General features: G+C 68.3%; 18 protein-coding genes. 16 read left to right on the top strand and 2 right to left on the bottom strand.

Going from position 1 to position 20,226, the window contains the following annotated elements; all coding sequences use genetic code 11:
- Positions 1-55 precede the first annotated feature (55 nt).
- The 15 genes from K1X59_RS19165 (at position 56) to K1X59_RS19095 (ending at position 17,528) form a co-directional block, all read left to right on the top strand.
- Complete coding sequence (locus K1X59_RS19165) at positions 56-496, top strand: DoxX family protein (RefSeq protein ID WP_183151215.1); 441 nt, start codon at positions 56-58, stop codon at positions 494-496.
- A gap of 218 nt (positions 497-714) precedes the next feature.
- Positions 715-1,404, top strand: a complete 690-nt coding sequence (locus K1X59_RS19160; protein WP_183151214.1) for a GntR family transcriptional regulator — start codon at positions 715-717, stop codon at positions 1,402-1,404.
- A complete protein-coding gene (locus tag K1X59_RS19155; protein ID WP_183151213.1) occupies positions 1,401-2,351 on the top strand; it encodes a carbohydrate ABC transporter permease in 951 nt (316 codons plus the stop codon). The genes K1X59_RS19160 and K1X59_RS19155 overlap by 4 nt, the downstream gene beginning before the upstream one ends.
- The gene (locus K1X59_RS19150; RefSeq protein WP_183151212.1) at positions 2,351-3,172 is read left to right on the top strand and encodes a carbohydrate ABC transporter permease; all 822 of its coding nucleotides are present in this window, start codon (positions 2,351-2,353) and stop codon (positions 3,170-3,172) included. Before K1X59_RS19155 ends, K1X59_RS19150 begins: the two co-directional genes overlap by 1 nt.
- Positions 3,169-5,268 carry a family 78 glycoside hydrolase catalytic domain gene (locus tag K1X59_RS19145; RefSeq protein ID WP_220173735.1) on the top strand — a complete coding sequence of 700 codons (2,100 nt, stop codon included), beginning with the start codon at positions 3,169-3,171 and terminating at the stop codon, positions 5,266-5,268. The genes K1X59_RS19150 and K1X59_RS19145 overlap by 4 nt, the downstream gene beginning before the upstream one ends.
- A gap of 11 nt (positions 5,269-5,279) precedes the next feature.
- Entirely contained in the window at positions 5,280-5,858 is a 579-nt protein-coding gene (locus K1X59_RS19140; protein ID WP_220173734.1) for an alpha-L-rhamnosidase C-terminal domain-containing protein, read from the top strand.
- Positions 5,859-5,926: 68 nt separating this feature from the next.
- Positions 5,927-6,985, top strand: coding sequence for an ABC transporter substrate-binding protein (locus tag K1X59_RS19135; RefSeq protein ID WP_220173733.1), 1,059 nt, complete (start codon positions 5,927-5,929; stop codon positions 6,983-6,985).
- Between the two features lie 29 nt (positions 6,986-7,014).
- Positions 7,015-7,188: a hypothetical protein gene (locus K1X59_RS19130; protein WP_220173732.1), complete on the top strand. Its 174-nt coding sequence runs from the start codon at positions 7,015-7,017 to the stop codon at positions 7,186-7,188.
- Positions 7,189-7,209: 21 nt separating this feature from the next.
- On the top strand, positions 7,210-8,241 hold the full coding sequence (locus K1X59_RS19125; RefSeq protein WP_220173731.1) for a dihydrodipicolinate synthase family protein: 1,032 nt from the start codon (positions 7,210-7,212) through the stop codon (positions 8,239-8,241).
- A complete protein-coding gene (locus K1X59_RS19120; protein ID WP_220173730.1) occupies positions 8,184-9,689 on the top strand; it encodes an exo-alpha-sialidase in 1,506 nt (501 codons plus the stop codon). The genes K1X59_RS19125 and K1X59_RS19120 overlap by 58 nt, the downstream gene beginning before the upstream one ends.
- A 168-nt stretch (positions 9,690-9,857) precedes the next feature.
- Complete coding sequence (locus tag K1X59_RS19115; protein WP_183151206.1) at positions 9,858-11,036, top strand: DUF4185 domain-containing protein; 1,179 nt, start codon at positions 9,858-9,860, stop codon at positions 11,034-11,036.
- A 148-nt stretch (positions 11,037-11,184) separates the two neighbouring features.
- Positions 11,185-12,504 carry a sugar ABC transporter substrate-binding protein gene (locus tag K1X59_RS19110; protein WP_202045380.1) on the top strand — a complete coding sequence of 440 codons (1,320 nt, stop codon included), beginning with the start codon at positions 11,185-11,187 and terminating at the stop codon, positions 12,502-12,504.
- A complete protein-coding gene (locus tag K1X59_RS19105) occupies positions 12,497-13,423 on the top strand; it encodes a carbohydrate ABC transporter permease (RefSeq protein WP_202045377.1) in 927 nt (308 codons plus the stop codon). The genes K1X59_RS19110 and K1X59_RS19105 overlap by 8 nt, the downstream gene beginning before the upstream one ends.
- Entirely contained in the window at positions 13,420-14,325 is a 906-nt protein-coding gene (locus tag K1X59_RS19100; protein ID WP_183151205.1) for a carbohydrate ABC transporter permease, read from the top strand. The genes K1X59_RS19105 and K1X59_RS19100 overlap by 4 nt, the downstream gene beginning before the upstream one ends.
- Positions 14,322-17,528, top strand: a complete 3,207-nt coding sequence (locus tag K1X59_RS19095; protein WP_220173728.1) for a GH116 family glycosyl hydrolase — start codon at positions 14,322-14,324, stop codon at positions 17,526-17,528. The genes K1X59_RS19100 and K1X59_RS19095 overlap by 4 nt, the downstream gene beginning before the upstream one ends.
- Positions 17,529-17,585: 57 nt before the next feature.
- Here the strand turns inward: K1X59_RS19095 and K1X59_RS19090 are convergent, their stop codons facing one another.
- Positions 17,586-18,719 carry a glycoside hydrolase family 172 protein gene (locus tag K1X59_RS19090; protein WP_183151202.1) on the bottom strand — a complete coding sequence of 378 codons (1,134 nt, stop codon included), beginning with the start codon at positions 18,717-18,719 and terminating at the stop codon, positions 17,586-17,588.
- A 102-nt stretch (positions 18,720-18,821) separates the two neighbouring features.
- Here K1X59_RS19090 and K1X59_RS19085 point away from each other — a divergent pair, with 102 nt between their 5' ends.
- Positions 18,822-19,805 (top strand): LacI family DNA-binding transcriptional regulator, encoded by a 984-nt coding sequence (locus K1X59_RS19085; RefSeq protein WP_183151201.1) that lies wholly within the window; start codon positions 18,822-18,824, stop codon positions 19,803-19,805.
- A gap of 6 nt (positions 19,806-19,811) precedes the next feature.
- Here the strand turns inward: K1X59_RS19085 and K1X59_RS19080 are convergent, their stop codons facing one another.
- Entirely contained in the window at positions 19,812-20,105 is a 294-nt protein-coding gene (locus tag K1X59_RS19080; protein ID WP_244632212.1) for a hypothetical protein, read from the bottom strand.
- Positions 20,106-20,226: the final 121 nt, after the last annotated feature.

Raw genomic sequence — 20,226 nt, 5'->3', positions numbered from 1 at the left:
CGACCCTGCTCCGCGCCTGGCGCGCGGGTGTCCTGCCACGAAGGAAGAACTCCTCATGACGAACACCAAAGCCTCCTCGTCCGCACCCTCGCTGGGACTGCTGATCCTGCGCGTCGTGGCGGGCGCGATCTTCGCCGCACACGGTGCGCAGAAGATCTTCGAGTTCACGCTGCCCGGAACGATCGGCAGCTTCGCGGGCATGGGGATCCCGCTGCCCGAGATCGCGGCGCCGATCGTCGCCTTCGTCGAGCTCATCGGCGGCCTCCTGCTCATGCTCGGACTCTTCACCCGTCCGGTGGGCATCCTGCTCGCGATCGACATGATCGTCGCCCTCGTCGCGGTACACCTGCCCGCCGGTCTCTGGGTGGGCGAAGGTGGGTACGAGTTCGTCGCCGTGCTCGGCGCTGCAGCGCTCGCGCTCGCGTTCACCGGCGCAGGGCGGTTCTCGGTCGACGGTGCCTTCCTCCGCGGTCGAGCGCCGGCCTGGCTGAGCTGAAACCCCGCCGGCCCGGCTGAGTTGGACCGCGCCTGTCTGGCTGAGCTGAACCCCCGTCGCCGGACTGGCTGAGCGGAACCCGCGCCTGTCATCGGGCCGCGCCGCCCCGCCTCGCTCTCGTGAGGCGGGGCTTTTCGTGCGCCGAGTTGACTTCTGAAATCGATTCCAGTTAACTGTCGATCGTTAACGGTACACGAAGGGGTGACGCAGTGGTCACGATGAGGCCTACCCGAGCGCCGGCGCTCGGAGACCAGCTGGCAGCGGTGCTGCGCGATCAGATCGTGCGGCGACAACTGCAACCGGGCACGCACCTGGTCGAAGACTCCGTGGCCGCGGAGTACGACGTCAGCCGAGGACCCGTGCGCGATGCGCTGCGTCTGCTCGAGTCACAAGGACTCGTCGAGTCGCGACGGCGGGGCTTCTTCGTGGTCGGACTCAGCGAGAGCGACATCGACGACCTCTACGAGCTGCGCGAGTCCATCGAACTCGTCGCCGTGACCCGTGCGATCGCTCAGGCGACGCCGGATCAGCTCCGGATCGGACGCGAGATCGTCGAGGAGATGGTGGCGTGCGCCGACCGCTCGGCGGCTGCGGACTTCGCCGACGCCGACATGCGCTTCCACGCCCTCCTCTACCGCGTGGGCGGGAACCGTCGCCTGATCGACGTGTGGGAGGCCTACGAACCGGTCTTCGCCAGTCTCATGCAGCTCACGGTCGAGGAAGACGTCGACCTGCACCCGTCGGCCCACGATCACGGACGCCTGCTCGACCTCATCGAGGAGGGCGACGGTGAGAAGGTGCGCGCCGAGCTCCGCGAGCACCTCGACGGCGCGCGGGGACGGATGAGCCACGCCGTCCAGGCCCTCATCGGACCGGACACCGCCTCGGCGAGAGGCCTCGCCTCATGAGCATCCTCGAGGCGAGAGAGGCCGGACCCGTGCACGCGGAGCCCGTCGAAGAAACCCCTCGTCCACGTCGGCGCTTCGTCGGCGTCGCGCAGTCGAAGACCCTGCTCCTCCTCGCGATCCCTGCCCTGCTGTTCTACGGCTTCGCGGTCATCGTGCCGTCGATCCGCGGCGCCGTGCTCGCGTTCACCGACTGGGACGGACTGTCTCAGAACTACGACTTCGTCGGCTTCGCGAACTTCGTGCGCATCTTCACGAGCGACAGCTCGCTCGAGGCGCTCAAGATGACGCTGATCTTCGCTTTCGCGGTGACGGTGCTGCAGAACGGGATCGGCCTGCTGCTCGCGCTCGGCGTCAACTCGGGGCTGAAGTCCCGCAACTTCCTGCGTGTGCTGTTCTTCGCGCCCGTCGTCATCACACCGGTCGTGGTGGCGTACCTGTGGAAGTTCATGTTGACACCGGACGGCGCGGTCAACAGCGTCCTCGACGGCGTCGGTCTCGGCGACCTCGCGCCCAGTTGGCTCGGCGATCCGTTCTGGGCGGCGTTCTCCATCGTGATGATGGTGGTCTGGCAGCACGCCGGCTACTCGATGGTGATCTACCTGGCAGGGCTCCAGTCCATCCCGCAGGAGGTGAACGAGGCCGCGGCCGTCGACGGTGCGGGCGCGTGGCGCCGGTTCTGGTCGGTCACCTGGCCCCTGCTCGCCCCCGCCACGGCGATCAACGTGATGCTCACGATCATCGGCGGCCTGAAGATGTTCACCGAGGTGTTCGTCCTCACCGCCGGCGGGCCTGGCGGCTCGACCGAGACCCTCTCGACGCTGCTCTACAAGTCGGCGTTCCAGTTCAACGAGTTCGGCTACGGCATCGCGCTCGCACTCGTGCTCGCCGTGGTGGTCGCGATCTTCTCCGTCGGCCAGCAGCGTCTGTCCCGGAAGGGGAATGACTGATGTTCCGCTACACGAAGGGCGTCTTCGCCCGCGAGGTCCTGATGATCGGCGTCGCGCTGATCTTCGTCTTCCCGGTGTACATCCTGGTGAACATGTCGCTGCGCTCGGCGAACGACTCCTCGTCGCCGCTCGTCCCCGCCGCACAGCCCACGTTCGACAACTTCGTGCAGGCCTGGAATCAAGCGGGTCTCGGGACCGCGCTCCTCAACAGCGCGATCGTCACCGTGACCAGCGTCGTTCTCATCGTGGCGATCTCGTCGATGGCTGCGTATCCGCTGGCTCGGGTCATGTCCGGTCTGTCGACGACACTGTTCTGGATCGTGCTCGCGGGCATGATGATCCCCTTCCAGGTCGCGCTCATCCCGCTCTACCAGACGATGCGCGACCTCGGCCTGCTGGGCTCGCTCGCCTCGCTGATCCTGTTCTACACGGGCAGCCAGGTGCCGTTCTCGGTCTTCCTGTACACCGGGTTCCTGCGCACACTCGACCGCGACTACGAGGAAGCGGCGGCGATCGACGGCGCCGGCACGTTCCGCACGTTCCTCAGCATCGTCTTCCCCCTCCTGCGCCCCATCACCGGGACCGTGGTGATCCTGAACGCGATCGCGGTGTGGAACGACTTCCTCGTGCCGCTGCTCTACCTGAGCGGCACTCCGCAGCAGACCGTCACCGTCGCGCTGTATGCGTTCGTCGGGCAGTTCGTGTCGAACTGGCCGGTCGTGTTCGCCGGTCTCGTGATCAGCGTGGTCCCCGTACTGCTCGTCTACTTCCTCATGCAGAAGCAGATCATCCAGGGCTTCGCCGGCGGGCTGAAGGGATGAGCGGGTTCGAACCCTATGCGTTGCGCGCCGACGGTCAGGACGCGCCGCAGGGCATCGTCGCGGCACCGGTGTTCTCGTGGCGCCTGCGCTCCGACCGGAGGGGTGCGCGGCAGACCGCGTATCGCGTCGTCGTCGCCGCGCGCCTGCCGGGAGGAGGCAGCGCACGGGCCTGGGACTCCGGCCGTGTCGAGTCGGCGGAGACCATCGGCGTCCGCTACGGAGGAGCCCCGCTCGCGTCGTCCCTGGACTACGACTGGACGCTCACCGTCGAAGACGAGACCGGTGCGGTGGTCGAGCGCGTCGCCGCGTTCGCGACCGGGATCGTCCATCCCGACGAATGGGCTGCGGCATGGATCGGGCGCAACCCGGTGTACCGGCACGTCGCTCTGCCGCCGCAGGACACGGACATCAGCTTCACCGTGAACAAGCTCCAGCCGGTACGACGGTTCGTCCGTCATTTCGACCTCGACGTCGTACCGGCGGTGGCGAAGGTGCACGCCTCGGCACAGGGCATCTACCGCCTGTATGTCAACGGCCACCGCGTGGGCACCGACGAGCTGGCCCCGGGCTGGACCGAGTATCGGGATCGGATCACCTACCAGTCGTGGGATGTGACGGAACACCTGCGTCCTGGCCGCAACAGCATCGCCGCCCTGCTCGGAGACGGCTGGTACGTGGGATTCATCGGCACCGACCGTCGGCACCAGGCCCAGCACTACGGCACGGAACCGGCTCTCCTCGCGCAGCTGACGATGGACGCCCCGGACGGCGGTCGGTCGCTCGTCGCCACGGATGAGTCCTGGCGCGAGACCGCGAGTGAGATCCTCTACGCCGACCTGTTGATGGGACAGTACGAGGACTCCCGTCGCGCCCAGCCCGACTGGCACCTTCCCGACACCGACATCTCCGACTGGTCGTCGGCGGTGGTCGTGGGGACCGATGTCGATCGGCTCACCCCCGAGGTGGACCCGGGGGTCAGGGCGACCGTGACGTTGCCGGCGGTCTCGGTCGAGGAGGTCGGGGAGCGGCGCCACATCGTCGACTTCGGGCAGAACCTCGTCGGCCGCGTGCGGCTGACCGTGCGGGGGCAGGCCGCGGGCACGCGGATCCAGCTCGATCACGCCGAAGTGCTCGACCACGGCGAGCTGTACACCGCGAACCTGCGAACCGCCGAGCCCGTCGACGTGTTCTGGACCAACGGGGAGACGGAGCAGGTCTTCGAACCGCGGTTCACCCTGCACGGGTTCCGGTTCGCCGAGATCACCGGGCTGGAAGGGCCGCTGGACGCGGGCGACGTCGAGGCCGTCGTGCTGCACAACGACGTCGAGTTCCTCGGCGACTTCTCGTCGTCGGACGCCCCGCTCGATCGTCTCTTCCAGAACATCTGCTGGGGGCTCCGGGGCAACTTCGTGTCCATACCGACCGACTGCCCCCAGCGGGACGAGCGCCTGGGCTGGCTCGCCGACGCCCAGGTGTTCGCGCCGACGGCCCTCGCCATCGCCGACGTCGGACCGCTCCTGCGGCGATGGATGCGCGACGTGCGCAGCGCGCAGAACGACGACGGGGCGTTCCCCGACATCGCGCCGCACCTCATCCATCTCCGCGAGGGCGCTCCGGCGTGGGGAGACGGCGGCGTCACGATCCCGTGGCACATCCATCGCGCGACAGGCGACCTGACGGTGCTGGAGGAGGCGGCCGACTCCATGATCGCGTGGGTGCGACACGTCGAACGGCACAACCCCTCCCTCATCTGGCGCGCACAGGTCGGCAACGACTACGGCGACTGGCTGCAGATCGGCGAGGAGACGCGCAAGGACGTGCTGTCCACGGCGTACTTCGCGCACAGCGCCGACCTCACCGCACGCACCCTCCGACTCGTCGGCAGGGACGACGAGGCCGACGGCATCGACGAGCTGCGGGAGCGGATCGTCGCCGCGTTCGGGTCGTCCTTCATCGCCGCGGACGGCACGGTCGCCGGCGACACGCAGGGCGGGTATCTGCTCGCACTGTCGTTCGGGCTCCACCGCGACGACGCCGAGCGCGACCGCATCGCGGAGAAGCTGGTGGAATCCGTGCTCCGCCGCGACGTGTCCTGACGACGGGGTTCGTGACCGTCGGTCTGCTCTGCCCCGTGCTCGCCGAGATCGGGCGGGAGGATCTCGCGTTCCGCCTGCTCCACAACGACCGCTACCCGTCGTGGCTGTTCTCGGTGCGCAACGGCGCCACGACGATCTGGGAGCGCTGGGACGGATGGACGCCCGAGCGCGGGTTCCAGTCGGCTCGCATGAACAGCTTCAACCACTACTCGCTCGGCTCCGTCGGGCAGTGGTTCCTGTCGGGGATCCTCGGCATCACGCAGCAGAGCGATTCCGCAGGCTACCGCGACCTCACGCTCTCGCCGCGGTTCGACCCTTTCCTCACCCACGCGCAGGGGGCGCTCGAGACGCCACGCGGACGGGTCGAGAGCTCCTGGCGCCGTGACGGCGCGGACATCACCTGGACGGTCACGGTTCCCCCCGGGACGCCTGCCGTCGCCGAGCTTCCCTGCCGCACGGCATCCGAGATCACGGAAGGAGGCGAGAACACGACGCACTCGCAAGGCGTCACCCTGATGGACCACGGCCAGGGGAGCATCCGCTTGCGGCTGGAATCCGGAACCTTCACCTTCCGTTTCCCGGCCGGATGACCCCCGATACCCCGCTCACACCTGTTCCGGGGGCTCCCGCCCCCTTCCTGCATTGGAGTTTATCCACCATGAATCTGCGTAACATCGCCATCGTCGCCGGTGTCGCCGTCGCGGCCGTCGGCCTCGCGGCCTGCTCGTCGTCGGAACCGGCGGCGTCGCCGGACGAGCCCACCGACGCGCTCACCATCGCGACCACCTCGAACAACCAGGCGCCGATGGAGGCCGTCGTCGAGGCGTATGAGGAGAAGACCGGACTCGACGTGAACCTGACCGTCGCCGACACCTCCCAGTTCCAGACCACCGTGCGCACGCAGCTCTCCAGCGGCACCGCGCCCGACGTGTTCACCGTATGGGCCGGCGGCGGCAACCCCGGCGCGATCGACGTCCTGCAGGGCGCCGGATACCTCGCCGACCTGTCGGACCGGCCCTGGGTCGACGCGGTCGACGAAGGTACTGCCGAGACGCTGCAGATCGACGGGAAGACCTACGGGCTGCCGTCGAAGCTCGACGCGGTCGGCACCATCTACAACACCGGCACCCTGGCCGAACTCGGCCTCGAGGTGCCGACGACCTACAGCGAACTGCTCGACTACTGCGCCGATGTGAAGGACGCGGGCAAGGTCGCGTTCGCCCTCGGGATCCAGACCGACTGGGTCACCCAGCTCATCCCGTACGCGCTCGTGGCCTCGACCGTCTACGGCGACGCCCCGGACTTCGATGCCGAGCTCACCGACGGATCCGCGACCTTCGCGGGGTCGGGCTGGGGTGACGCCTTCGACAAGTACCTGGAGATGAGTGACGCCGGGTGCTTCAACGACGACCCGCTCGGGACCGACGTGACGGCGTCGTATGCGCTCGTGAACTCGGGCGCCGCGGTGGGCGTCGTGCAGGTGCTGGCCTCGTACCCGCAGATCGCCTCGACGGCGCCGGAGGGAACCGAGTTCGGCTTCTTCGCGCTGCCGGGAGACGACTCCGGCACGACGTCGATCCCCCGCGGCATCGGCGTGAGCTTCGCCGTGAACGAGTCGGCGAAGAACAAGGTCAACGCGCTGGACTTCGTCGACTGGCTCGCGACCCCGAGGCGACGGCGATCTGGTTCGCGACCGCCCCCGGCATCCCCGCGCTGAGCGACGCCGAGGTCGAGCTCGACCCCGTCATGCAGTCCGCCGCCGACATCATCGCCGCCGGCGACACGGCGCCGATGCCCGATCAGGGCTGGCCGAACGCCAAGGCCCAGTCGGCGCTGTTCATCGGCACCCAGCAGCTGTTCTCGGACCAGGCGAGCGTCGACGACGTGCTGCGCGCCATGGACGAGGCGTTCGCCGGCTGACCCCTCCGTCGGATGCAGGCGGTGAAACGCCTGCATCCGACGTCCGTCCTCCTCCACGCCTCGCTCGAAAGAAGCTCCAACGCCATGCGCTCGCACGACATCATCACCGCAGTACCCCTCTCGTTCGATCAGAGCGGAGGGCTGGACCTCGACGGTTCACGTCGGATCCTCGAATACGTCGCCGCGTCCGGCGTGCAGGGCGCGCTCGTGCTGGGGACGACGGGTGAGTTCCCCGCGCTGTCGATCGAGGAGCGCAACGCCGTCGCGCGCCTGTCGGTGGAGATCCTGGCGGGCGTGCGCGTGATCGTGCACGTGGGAGCGGCGAGCCGGTTCGAGGTGTCGCAGCTCATCCGCGGTGCACGCGACGCCGGCGCGACGGAGATCGCCGTCCTCACCCCCTATTACCTTCCAGCCACACCCGACGAGGTCTACGACTTCTTCCGCGAAGTCGCGTCGGAGGCCGCTGGACTCGATGTCTACGTCTACATGTTCGAGGCCCGCACCGGCATCCCCGTCGATGCCGATCTCCTCGTCCGTCTCGCAGAGCTGCCCGGAGTCGTCGGAGTGAAGGTGAGCGGTGAATCGCTCGACCTGATCTCGTCGTTCCGGGAACGGCTGCCCGAGGGGTTCCGGATCTACACCGGAGCGGACGGCGACTTCGCGCGCGCCGGACGAGCGGGGGCGGACGGGGTGATCTCCGGTGTCGCATCGGCGTTCGCGGTGCCGTTCGTCGCAATGCGGGACGCTCTTCTCGCGGACGACACCGGTCGCATCGCGACACTGCAGACAGACATCGACGAGGTCGTCGAGGCCGTGGACGGATCCCCGCGCGCATGCGCGCCGTCCACCGCCTCGCCGGGCGCCCGGTCGGGGGCAAGCGCATGCCCATCCCCGAGCCGGACGCCGAGGTGCTCGCGCGTCTCGAACGCGCCGTCCCTCGTTTTCACTGAAACCGCGGCGTCCGACGACGGGCGTCGCACGACAAAGGAGTTGCAATGCTGCCCTCACACGTCATACCCCGCAGGCGAACGCTCGCTGCGGGTGCGCTGCTGACCGCCGCGATGCTGGTCGCCGGTCTCGCCGGACCCGCCGTCGCCGACGACGAGTCCGCGCCGATCCGGGTGGTCGACGGCCTCATCGACACCACGGACCTGATCTCGCTCGGGTTGCCCCAGGCCGAGAACGCCGAGACCGTCACGATCTTCGAACCAGGAGATCAGGACGACAAGTTCAACCACGGGACCGTGCTGCTGCCGTTCCGCGGAAAGCTGTACGCCCAGTGGCAGAGCTCGGCGCTGGACGAGGACGCCCCGGAGACCGTCGTGAAGTACAGCGTCAGCGACGACGGCGAGGTCTGGTCCGAGCCTGTTCCGCTCACGGCGCCGCGCACCGACGGCTACACCTCCAACGGAGGATGGTGGACCGACGGGGAGACCCTCGTCGCCTACCTCAACGTGTGGCCGGCCGCTCTCAAGCCCCGCGGCGGATACACCGAGTACGTCACGAGCACCGACGGCGTGAACTGGTCGGCGCCGCAGCGCGTGACAGACCAGAACGGCGTGCCCGTCGACGGCATCATCGAGCAGGACGTCAAGGCGCTGCCCAGCGGCCGGGTGCTCACGGCGTTCCACGTGCAGCCCGGGTTGCAGGTGAAGCCGTACTACACGGACGACCCCCTCGGAGTGACCGGATGGACCCAGGGGGAGTTCGACAATCAGCCGTATCTGCCCGACGAGATGTCGCGCGAGCTCGAGCCGAGCTGGCACGTCAGGGAGGACGGCTCGATCGTCATGACGTTCCGCGATCAGGGTGGCAGCTCGATGCTCAAGCTCGCCTCCGTCAGCGAGGACGACGGTGCGACCTGGTCGGACTCCGTCGTCACGAACGTGCCGGATTCGCGCACGAAGCAGAGTGCGGGAAACCTGCCCGACGGCACCGCCTACCTCGTCGGCAGCCTGACCGGGACGAAGACCCGCTTCCCGCTGGTCATCGTCTTGAGCGCTGATGGAGAGACGTTCGACGACGGATACGTCCTGCGCGACGCGAACGATCTTCAGCCGCGCCGATACGAAGGCAAGTCCAAGAACCTCGGCTACAGCTACCAGAAGAGCGTCCTCTGGGGCGACCACCTCTACGTCTCGTACGGCACGAACAAGGAGGATGTCGAGCTGACGCGCGTTCCGGTCGAGGATCTCGCTCAGCGGGATGTCCCGGGAGCGGTGGCCTCGCCGACGGCGGTGGGCTCCGGCCGATCGCTGCAGGTGACATGGGCCGCGCCGGCCGACGCGGGCGACTCCGCGATCACGGGCTACGTGGTCGAAGCGGTGGCGACGTCTGGGCGCACGATCCGCGTCGAGGTCGCGGCCGAAGAGGCGAGCACGACACTCGCGGACGTGCACCCCGGGCGCTACCGCGTCACGGTCACCGCGGTGAACCGGTTCGGCGAGGGCGAGCGGTCCGCGCCCTCCGGGTGGACCAACGTCACGGGAGGCCGAGGCTGACGCCTGCTCGAGCCGAGTGCGGATGCCGTGGGGAGACCCCACGGCATCCGTCGTTTCTGCAGGGTGGCGGGCGGCGGGCGTCGATGTTCCTCGCGGTCGGAGCCCCTAGCAATCTGAAATCGATTTCGCTAGATTCGGCATCTCATCCGCCGCTCGACGAGGAGCACCATGTCCGACACCCCCGCCCGCCGTCTCCGCCGTCCGCGCCCGATCGCCGTCGCGGCATCCGCTGTCGTCGCACTCGGCCTCACCGCCTGCTCCGGTGGCACCGCGAACAACGACACCGTGGACATCGACACCGATCAGGACAAGCCGTTCGTCCTCGAGGGCGTGTCGGGTCTCACCGAGGTCGCGCAGCTCACCGGTCCCGCGGCCATCAACGACACCGAGTCCGTGGGCGTCGCCGGCACCGACCTGGGGTCGATGGCCACCGTCGGCGACAAGACCTTCTTCTTCTTCGGCGACACCTTCGGCGAGCGTGCACCGGGGGCCACGGGTGGCCAGGGCGGGCAGTGGCGCTCGAACGTCGCCGCATGGAGCACGGACGACGACCCCTCGGACGGCATCTTCTTCGACGGCTGGGTGAGCGACGGCATCGGTCTCGCCGCCCCGATGATCGAGGGCGATCACGATGCGAACGACGGGAGCGGCGAGGTGACGAAGATCCCCACCGCCGGCTTCGCGATCGGCGACACGATCTACGTCTCCTACATGTCGGTGAGCTTCTGGGGCGACCCCGGGGCCTGGGATTCCCGCCGTTCCGCGCTCATCGTCTCGCGAGACGACGGCCAGAGCTGGCAGCCGGTGGAGGGTGTCGAATGGCCGGGAGAGTCGAACTTCGTCCAGTTCGCCGCCGCTCCCGTGACCGAGGCGGGGGAAGACTGGATCTACCTGTGGGCGATCCCGTCCGGTCGGTTCGGTGAGGTGAAGCTGATGCGCGTCCCCGCGACGGAGGAGTCGGTCGAGGAGCAGTCCGCCTACTCCTACTACGCCGGCCTCGACGGTGAGCGGCCGCGCTGGAGTGATGACATGGCCGAGGCGGAGACCATCGTCGAGGGGACCATCGGCGAGCTCTCGGTGATGTGGTCGACGTACCTCGAACGGTGGGTCATGACCTACTCGGATGCCGGGAACGCATACATCCGCGAGGGGATCACGCCATGGGGTCCGTGGGGCGAGCCGATCGAGGTGATCGACGGCGGCGACTATCCGGGGCTGTATGCGCCGTATCTGAATCCCCGCCAGGTGTCGGACGACGGGCGACGGATCTACTTCACCCTCTCGCTCTGGGACCCGTACAACGTGTTCTGGTTCGCGGTGGACCTCGACCGCGCCGCAGACGGCTGAGCCCCCGGCGACTCTTGCGCATGAAATCGATTTCGCCTACTCTGACGCATACCCGATCACCGCGGATCGACGTGCGCTGGTCGGTACCCATCGGCAGGAGCCGAGACACAGCACGACTCGAAGATGAGTGACGTCCTGAGGAGGACCAATGCGGAAGACACGCAGTCGCATGTGGAAGGTCGCAGCGTCCGTCGCCGTGGCCGGCATCGCCCTGAGCGGGTGCTCCGGCGGTGGCGGTGGCGGCGGAGCGGGCGCGGAAGGAGAGCCGGACAGCGGCGAACTGAACTTCGTCTACATGGGCGACGCCGATCAGCAGAAGGCCTTCAACGCGCTGTTCGCCGAGTTCAACAAGGAATACCCCGACATCAAGCTCAAGGCCGTCGGCATCCCGAGCGGCAACTGGGCCACGTTCTCGACCACCGTCGCCACGCGGTTGGCCGGCGGTCAGAAGATCGACATCATCCAGGTCGCCACCGAGGGCCAGCGCCTCTTCGCCTCCAAGGGGATCCTCGCCGACCTCGCCCCCTACATCGAGCAGGACAAGGACGTCGTCGACGACTACTGGGACGACATCAGCCCCAACCTGCAGAAGTTCAACGAGGAGTTCGCGGCCGGGCCCGAGGGGGAGACCGTGTTCATCCCCGGCGGCTTCAACACCATGGCCATGTACCTCAACAAGGACGTCTTCGAGAAGGCCGGTGTCGCGATCCCGGAGGACGGCAACTGGACCTGGGACGAGTTCGTCGCCGCCGGAAAGCAGATCAAGGAGAAGACCGGTGCGTACCTGGTCGGCGCCGGATCGGGCTACTTCGTCGACGTGATGCCCTGGCTCACCACCAACGGCGCCAGCACGTTCAACGAGGACTGGAGCACCCCCACCTACAATTCGCCGGAGGCCGTCGCATCCGCGGAGTTCGCCCGCAGCCTGGTGGAGATGGGCCTCGCCCCGAAGCCCGGCGGTCAGTTCGACGGCAACACCGCGTTCAAGCAGGGCAAGCTCGCCATCCTGAGCGGAGGACGTTGGCCCGTGCTGGGCGTGCGCGAGCTCGACATGGTCGACAAGACCGTGGTCGTGAACTGGCCGACGCAGACCGGCAACGGCTCGCCCGTCGGATGGGACGCCTGGAACATCGCGAAGAACAGCGACAACAAGCAGGCCGCCTGGACGTTCATCAAGTTCCTGATGTCGGAGGAGGCCGGCAGCTACTTCGCCGAGATCGGCGGAACCATCGTCCCGGCACGGGAGTCCGTCGCGAACTCGCCCGCCTTCACGGACAACGCGCCAGAGGGCACCATCCGCTTGAGCGAGGCGATGTCGTTCGCGACGCCGATCCCGTCGATCGACCAGGGCGCCGAGGCGCAGAAGGTGATCGAGGAGGCCTGGGGCACGATCATCGCCGGCCAGGGGGAGGCGCAGAAGACCCTCGACGCGGCGCAGGCCGAGTTGGAGAAGCTGGTCGGTGAGTAGTCTGACCGCTGCCCGTCCGGTGCGGCGCCCTGGAGCCGAGCTCCAGCGGCGTCGCACCGCGATCACGGGCTGGATGTTCGTCAGCCCCGCGCTGCTGCTGTTCCTCGTGTTCGTCGCCGGACCGTTCGTGTTCGCGATCGTGCTCGCGTTCCTGAAGTGGGACATGCTCACGCAGCCCGAGTTCGTCGGCCTCGACAACTTCGCGACGCTGTTCTCAGACCCGATCCTGCCGCAGGTACTGCTGAACACCTTCGTGTTCGCCTTCGCATCGATCGTCACCCACCTGGTGTTCGGGCTTCTGCTCGCACTGGCCGTGAACCGGGTGGCGAGTCGCGTGCTGAGCTACTTCGCGCGCGTGGCGATCTTCTTCCCGTTCCTCATCTCGTGGGCCGCGGTCGCCCTGCTGTGGAAGTACGTGCTCGACCCCACGTTCGGCTACGTGGCGCAGTACGCCGCCGGCTTCGGCATCGAACTGCCCAACTTCTTCGCCGATCCCGCGTGGGCGATGCCGGCGATCATCTTCATCGACCTCTGGCACACCGTCGGGTTCACGTTCATCATCATGCTGGCTGGTCTCCAGACCGTGCCGGGTGAGCTCGTCGAGGCGGCACGCACCGACGGAGCGACCTCGTGGCAGGTGTTCTGGAACGTCACGCTGCCTCTGATGTCGCCGACCCTGTTCTTCGCGACGATCATCACCTTCATCGGCGCGTTCCAGATCTTCGACCCCATCCAGATCATCACCAAGGGCGGGCCGCAGAACTCCACGACCACGATCATCATGTATCTGTACGAGAAGGGCTTCCAAGCCTTCGACATGGGCTACGCCGCCGCCGTCGCCCTGCTCGTTTTCCTCATCATCATGGGAGTCACCGTGCTGCAGTTCCTCGGCCGCCGGAAGTGGGTGCACGAATCATGACGCTGCTGCCTCCCGCCGTCGATCCGGCGCAGACCGACGTCCTCACGCGTGTCGAGCGCGCTCGCCTTCGCCGCCGTCACCGGCCGAGTGTCGGAGGGGTGATCGTCGACATCGTGCTCGTGATCTTCGGCATCCTGATGCTCTCGCCGCTGATCTGGCTCATCGTCCAGAGCCTCACGGAGCCCGAGTTCGCGTTCGCCTCGCCGCCCCGGTGGCTGCCGATCCCGTTCACGGTCGAGAACTTCGCCGACGTGTTCGAGTACATGCCGTTCTTCCAGCAGTTCGGCAACTCGCTCGCGCTCGCACTGATCTCGACCGTCGGAGCCCTGTTCTTCTCCGTGCTCGCCGCGTATGCGTTCGCCAGGATCGACTTCCGCGGCAGCCGGGTGCTGCTGGTCGTGATGCTCTCGGCCCTCATGGTGCCGGGGCAGCTGGTGATCATCCCGATCTTCATCATGATGCGCCAGCTCGGCCTCGTCGACACCCTGGCCTCGCTGTGGCTTCCGGCCCTGATCAACGTGTTCCAGATCTTCTTCCTCTCGCAGTACTTCAAGACGATCCCCCGTGAGCTCGACGAGGCGGCGCGGCTCGACGGCGCAGGACATCTGTGGATCCTGTTCCGCATGCTCATCCCGCTGTCGGCACCAGCGGTCGCCGCCCTCGCGATCCTCGGGTTCGAGGCGTCGTGGAACGGCTACTTCGGGCCGTTGATCTTCCTGTCGAGCCCGGAGAACATGACCCTGCCGCTCGGTCTGGTCACGCTGCAGAACGGGTTCGGCGCCGCGCCGGCGGTGATCGTGTTCGCCGCGATCACGATGGTCGTGGTGCCGCTGCTCGTGGTCTTCCTGGCCTTCCAGCGTCAGATCGTGGAGAGTGTCGCGTCGACGGGACTGAAGGGATGACCGTGCCTGAAGGGATGACCGGGGTGGCCTCGTCAGAGCGCGGTTCCGTCGACCCTGTGCTCCTGCGGCTCCCCGGTGCGGCCTGGCATGCGCTCGCGCCACTCGGCGTCACGGGTGCCGCGGGATTGGCGGCGTGGGCCTTCGCGACGGCGCTGCTCGGCCCCGGGTCACCGCTCGTCCCGCTGCTCGTCGTCGGCGCTTCGGCCTTCCCTGCCGCCTGGGCGCTCGGCTCGATGCACGACCGGCTCTTCGACCGCCCTCCCGTGCGCTACGGGCGGCGGCTGACCCTGATGCTCCTCGGCGCGGGGGCGCCCGCCCTGGCGGTGGCGTGGTCGATGCTCACGGCCGCCGTGGCCGAGGCTGCGGCCGTGCCCCTGTTCCCGGTGCTCGCGGTGGCCGCGACGCTCGTCGCCGTGCTCTGTGCCCTCGTCGCGGTTGTCGCCGTACCGGTGGGGGCGATGCGCGACGACGTGAGTCTGCGCACGCTCGTGACCGTGTCCGCCGTGGCGGCGCTGCGTCGTCCCGCAGCACCCCTCGCCGCGCTGGCCGCCTCGACCGCGCTCGCCTGGCTCGGACTGACATGGTTCGGCGGTCTGCTTCTGCTCGTCGCCCCGGTGCTCATCGTGCTCGCCGTGGCCGCGGCCTGGCCGGCGGCGACGGCATCCGGTGTCGCTCTTCCCCGCTCCCGCCCGCCCGCCGACCCGCCAGAGGAGAATCATGACGGACATCCTGCCGCAGTCACGCCCCCACACCGAGGCTCCGGCCCTCGCGATGCCGGTCGGGGGATCGGCACCGGCGGATTCGCGGTGAACACCGACGGCTCGCTGCGTCAATGGCAGCTGCAGGGGATGCCGAACCATCTCGGCGCCCTGCCAGGCACCGGGTTCTGGATTCGGGTGACCCAGGTCGAGCCGCCTCTCAACGTGATCTCGATGGTGCAGGGCGCCCCCGTGCCTGACCCCGAGGCGTCGCTCACCACCGACGGGCATGTGCCGGAGTGGATGACGGCAGCGGCCGAGGCCTTCGGCACGTTCGAGTCCGCCTCGTTCCGGGGCACCTATCCGATCGCCGAGGTCGACCTCACCGACACCCGTCATCCCGTGGCGGTGCGGATGCGCGTGCTCAACCCGCTCGCACCGCGCGATGTCGAGTTCAGCTCGATCCCCACCGGGATGTTCGAGTTCACACTCACCAACACCGGACCGATCGCGGTGCACGGCACCCTCGCCGGCTCACTGCTCAACGCGATCGGATGGGATGGCATCACGCCCATCGCCGACAACACTCCGGGGCTCGGCGGCAACGTCAACCGGCTGCGCCGCGGCAAGGGGTGGTCGCGCATCGTCATGGACAACCCGTCCCTGGATGAGAGCGACCAGCTCGCCGGTCAGCTCGTGCTCGCGGCCGACGACGAGAGCGCCGCAGTCCTCACCCGATGCAGCGGGCTCGAACACCTCGACGCCTTCCTGCGGTCGCGTGCGGCCAACGACGGCCGGTCCCGGCTCGCTCTCGCGCCCACGGTGGGCGATCCGCAGCTCAACGCGCCCCGCGGTGGAACCGGAGCCAGTGCGCAGGGACGGTCGTGGCTCGGCGTGGTCGGTGTCCCGTTCGCCCTCGAGCCAGGGGCGTCGCACACCATCCGCTTCTCGATCTCCTGGCATCTGCCGAACCGGTTCGTCGACATCGAGCAGTTCGGGCGACCGCACCCCGAGTGGGGCTCGTCGCGCTTCTACCTCGGCAACGCGTACGGCCTGCGCTTCCTCGACGCGATGGACGTGCAGTCCACGGTGGAGCGGCGGTGGGGTGAGCTCACCGAGCGCACCGCGAAATGGACCTCGACGCTCGTCGACTCCAGCCTCGACCCCCGCGAGGTCGAGCACCTGGCCGCGCAGGCCGCGTACGTCCGCAGCCCGACGTGCTTCATCGGCGCCGACGGGAGGTTCTACGGTTACGAGGGTTCGCTCGGCGACTCGACCTGGATGTGGTCGGGCGTCTTCGGAGGATCCTGCCCGCTCAACTGCACTCACGTCTGGCAGTACGAAGCCGCGCTTGCGGGTCTCTGGCCGAGCCTCGAGCGTGACATGCGCGACACGGAGTTCGACGTGATGCAGGCCGCCGACGGCGCGATCCCGCACCGACTGCGTGTGCCGACCTATCTGCCGCAGATGACCGACGAGTTCATCGGCGGACCGGAGGAGCCCGCGCTCGACGGCATGCTCGCGACCATCCTCAAATCCCTCAGGGACGTGCAGCGCGGTGCGGGGCGCGAGTGGCTGGAGCGGCGGTGGCCGCAGCTCGTCAGGCTCTACACGCACATCGTCAGCCGATGGGACGACGATGGCGACGGCGTGCTCCGCGGCATCCAGCCCAGCACCCACGACATCGACCTCGCGGGGGCGAATCCGTTCATGGGCACGCTGTGGCTCGCGGCGCTGCGGGCCTACGAGGAGCTGGCCCTGCTCGCCGGAGATGCCGACGCGGCGACCGAGGCGCAGGAGCGGTTCCAGTCGGGCTCGCGCCTGTACGACGACGCGCTCTTCGACGGCACCCACTACATCCAGGTGCTCGACGAGGGCGACCCGGAGGACTACCAGTGGCGCACCGGAGTGCTCTCGGATCAGGTCATCGGGCAGTGGTGGGCCCATCAGCTCGGACTCGGCCACATCCTGCCGCCGGAGCACGTGCGCAGCGCCCTGCGTCACGTGGTCGCCTCGAACCTCCGGCACGGATTCGCCGACTTCGAGCATCCCTACCGCGTCTATGCCGACACCGCGGAGGATGTCGGGCTCCTGATGTGCACCTGGCCGGAGGGCGGCCGTCCCGACGTGCCGACCCGCTATGCGGACGAGGTGTGGACCGGCATCGAGTGGCAGGTGGCGGCGCACTGCGTCTTCGAGGGGCTGGAAGACGAGGCACGGCAGGTGCTGGACGGGCTCTGGAACCGTCATGACGGCCGCCGCCGAAACCCGTACAACGAGATCGAGTGCGGCGACCACTACGCCAGGGCCATGGCGGGGTGGACCCTGGTGCAGGCCCGGTCGGGCGTGCGCGTCGATGAGGCGAACGGCGAGCTGTACGTCGGCGCCCCCGGCCGCTGGCCCTGGGTCGGCTCTGCGGGGTACGGCACGGTGACCGTCGGCGAACAGGTGGAGATCGACGTCGTCGAAGGCGACTGCCCCTTCACGGTGGTGCGCGCGAGCTGAGCGGGGGAACTGAGCCCTGCAGGAACTCAGCCCTGTGGCGGCTCAGTCCGGCAGGGCTCAGTCCTGTGGCGGTCGCGAGGGAGAGGCTCCGATGTCCGGTACGGGAGCGGATCCCAAGTGCACCTCCAGGTCGTCGGCCGTCGGCGTCTTCGGGCGACGGGCGGTCGGCCGGTCGAGATAGAACATCGCCGTGGACGCGATGTCGTCGCGCAGCGGGAGATAGCGCCAGCCGCTGCGCCAGCCGAGCGCCTGGATGTCGACCTTCGGGATGCCGGTCGCGAAGTGGATGGGGTCGAGCACGTGCCACCGATACATGCCGAACCGCTGCTGCGAGACGTAGAGGCCGTCGGGGCGGATCACCTGGGGCATCCCGAGGTACGGCGTCGAGAACTCGGTGTACCCCCGGCCGGGGATGTCGAAGTTCCAGGCTCCGCCGAAGTAGTCCTCGGTACCGGTGCCGCAGATCGTCGGGTGGTCGGTGTCGTCGTCGAGGTAGAACTTGATCTCGCCCTCTCCCCACCACCCGTTGGAGTTGACGCCCCAGGCGATGTACGTGCCGACGTACTGCCCCTGCCCCTCGATGCCCTCGAGGATCACGTGCGGGGTGAGCTCCTCCAGGGGGTTCGAGCGCCGCCACTGCGCGTGGAAGTAGGCGTCGTCCGCGTGGTCGCGGCCGACCTCGTAGGTCACCTGGTAGTACACGCGCACGTCGACGACCGAGGTGTTCTCGATCGTGAGGCGCGCACCGTCGCGGAACGGCATCGGCCAGTACGAGTTGAAGCCGCCGTGGGGGTTGGCGGCGATGGTCTGCGAGTTCACCTGCGCGAAGACTCCCCATCCGTTGCAGAAGAAGTCGCCGTACGGCACCTCGACCGCCGGCTCCTCCGCCCCGTCCCAATACGCCCGCAGCAGCAGTGTGCGCCAGTTGTCGGTGTGGGTCGTGATCCAGATATGGGTGATCTTGCCCGCGCCGCGGATGCTCGCGAGCTCGAACGTCTCACCGGCCTTGATGTCGACGCTCGGCGAGATCTTCCAGCCGGGACCGAGGTCGCGAGCGTTCGCGGCGCCCGTGCCCTCCGTCGCCCGGCCTCCGCCCCCCGCGGAACCGTCGAAGTTCTCGGGTGAGATGGATCGGGTCTGGATCGGCCGCAGCGCCGCGAGAGATGCCAGATCAGAGGGTGCAGAAGTCATGGCCGCCAATGTAATCGATTTCAGAACGGAACACCAGAGAACGTGAACGTGCGCGATACTGTTGCTTCACGTCCGGCGCGACCGGACAGGCAGTGAGGGTGCATGACCACGATCTACGACGTCGCAGAGCTCGCGGGGGTCTCTCCCGCGACAGTCTCGCGCGTGTTCAACGGGACGAGCGTGTCAGACGAGAAGGTCGCCGCGGTGCGCGACGCCGCGGCCAAGCTCAAGTTCACCCCGAATCGCACCGCCCGCACGCTGCGCCGTCAGAGCTCCGAGGTGATCGCGCTCGTGATCCCCGACATCGAGAACCCCTACTTCACCGAGATGGCCCGCGGGGTGGAGGACGTCGCCTCCGAGGCCGGGTACTCGGTCGTGCTCTGCAACTCCGACGCGCAACTCGAGAAGGAGGCCACGTACCTCCGGATCGCGATCGCCGAGCACATGTCGGGCGTGATCATCGCGACCGCCGACGAGCACTCCGATCTCGAGACGATCCTCGCCACCGGACGCCCGGTGGTCGCCGTCGACCGCAGCACCACGTACGACATCGACGGGGTCGTCATGGCCAACCGCGCCGCCGGCACCTCCGCCACCCAGGACCTGATCAACGCCGGCTACCGACGCATCGCCTACATCGGCGGCCCCGAGCACATCGACACGGCGGCGGAGCGCGCGGCCGGATGGCGTGCCGCGCTCGCCGCGGCGCACCCCGACCTCGATCTGGATGAGCTCGCGCGATTCGCGACGTTCCGCGTCGACGGAGGTCGGGCCGCGATGGAGGAGCTTCTCGCGCTTCCCGAGCCGCCGGATGCCGTGGTGGCCGGCAACAACCTCATCGGCGTCGGAGCCATCCAGGTGCTGACCGAGCACGGGCTCACCCCGCCGGAGGTCGGTGTCGCGGTCATCGGCTCACTGCCGTTCACGACTCTGTCGCCCACGGCCGTCACCGTCGTGCGGCTGCCCGCCCGGCACATGGGTGTGACCGCGGCCCGGATGCTGCTCGAACGTATCAAGGGCGATCAGCAGCCGGCTCGGACGGTCGTGCTGCGTAACGAGGTGCAGCCCGCGAACCCACGGAACTGAGCGGGGTCAGCGAGAACGCCAGAACCGGGTCGCGAGGTTCGCGACCTCTTTGTCGAGTTCTTCGAGTCGGTGATCGATCGAGCCGAAGCGTGCCTCGAACTTCGCGTCCATGCCGTCGAACTTCGCGTCCATCGCATCGAAGCGTGCCTCGAACTTCGCGTCCATGCCGTCGAACTTCGCGGTCAGCTCGCCGCGGAGCGACGTGATCATCCTGTCGTTCTGACGCATGAGCAGCGTGAGCGCACCCAGCATGAAGACGGCGAAGACGCCGATCAGTGTCCAGACCTGAGGCTCGTTCATCTGCATGTCTCCATGGTGTGCGGGAGAGCCCAGGTTGTCACGGTATTCCGGTGGGCCCTGACCTCGGGAACGGCACCTGTGGGGAGGTCGACGGGGCGGAACTCCTGTGCAGGAAGAGTGG

Origin of the sequence: Microbacterium sp. Se5.02b (genome assembly GCF_019464375.1) — a bacterium.
Lineage (GTDB): Bacteria > Actinomycetota > Actinomycetes > Actinomycetales > Microbacteriaceae > Microbacterium.
This window is presented reverse-complemented; position numbering and strand designations above follow the sequence as displayed.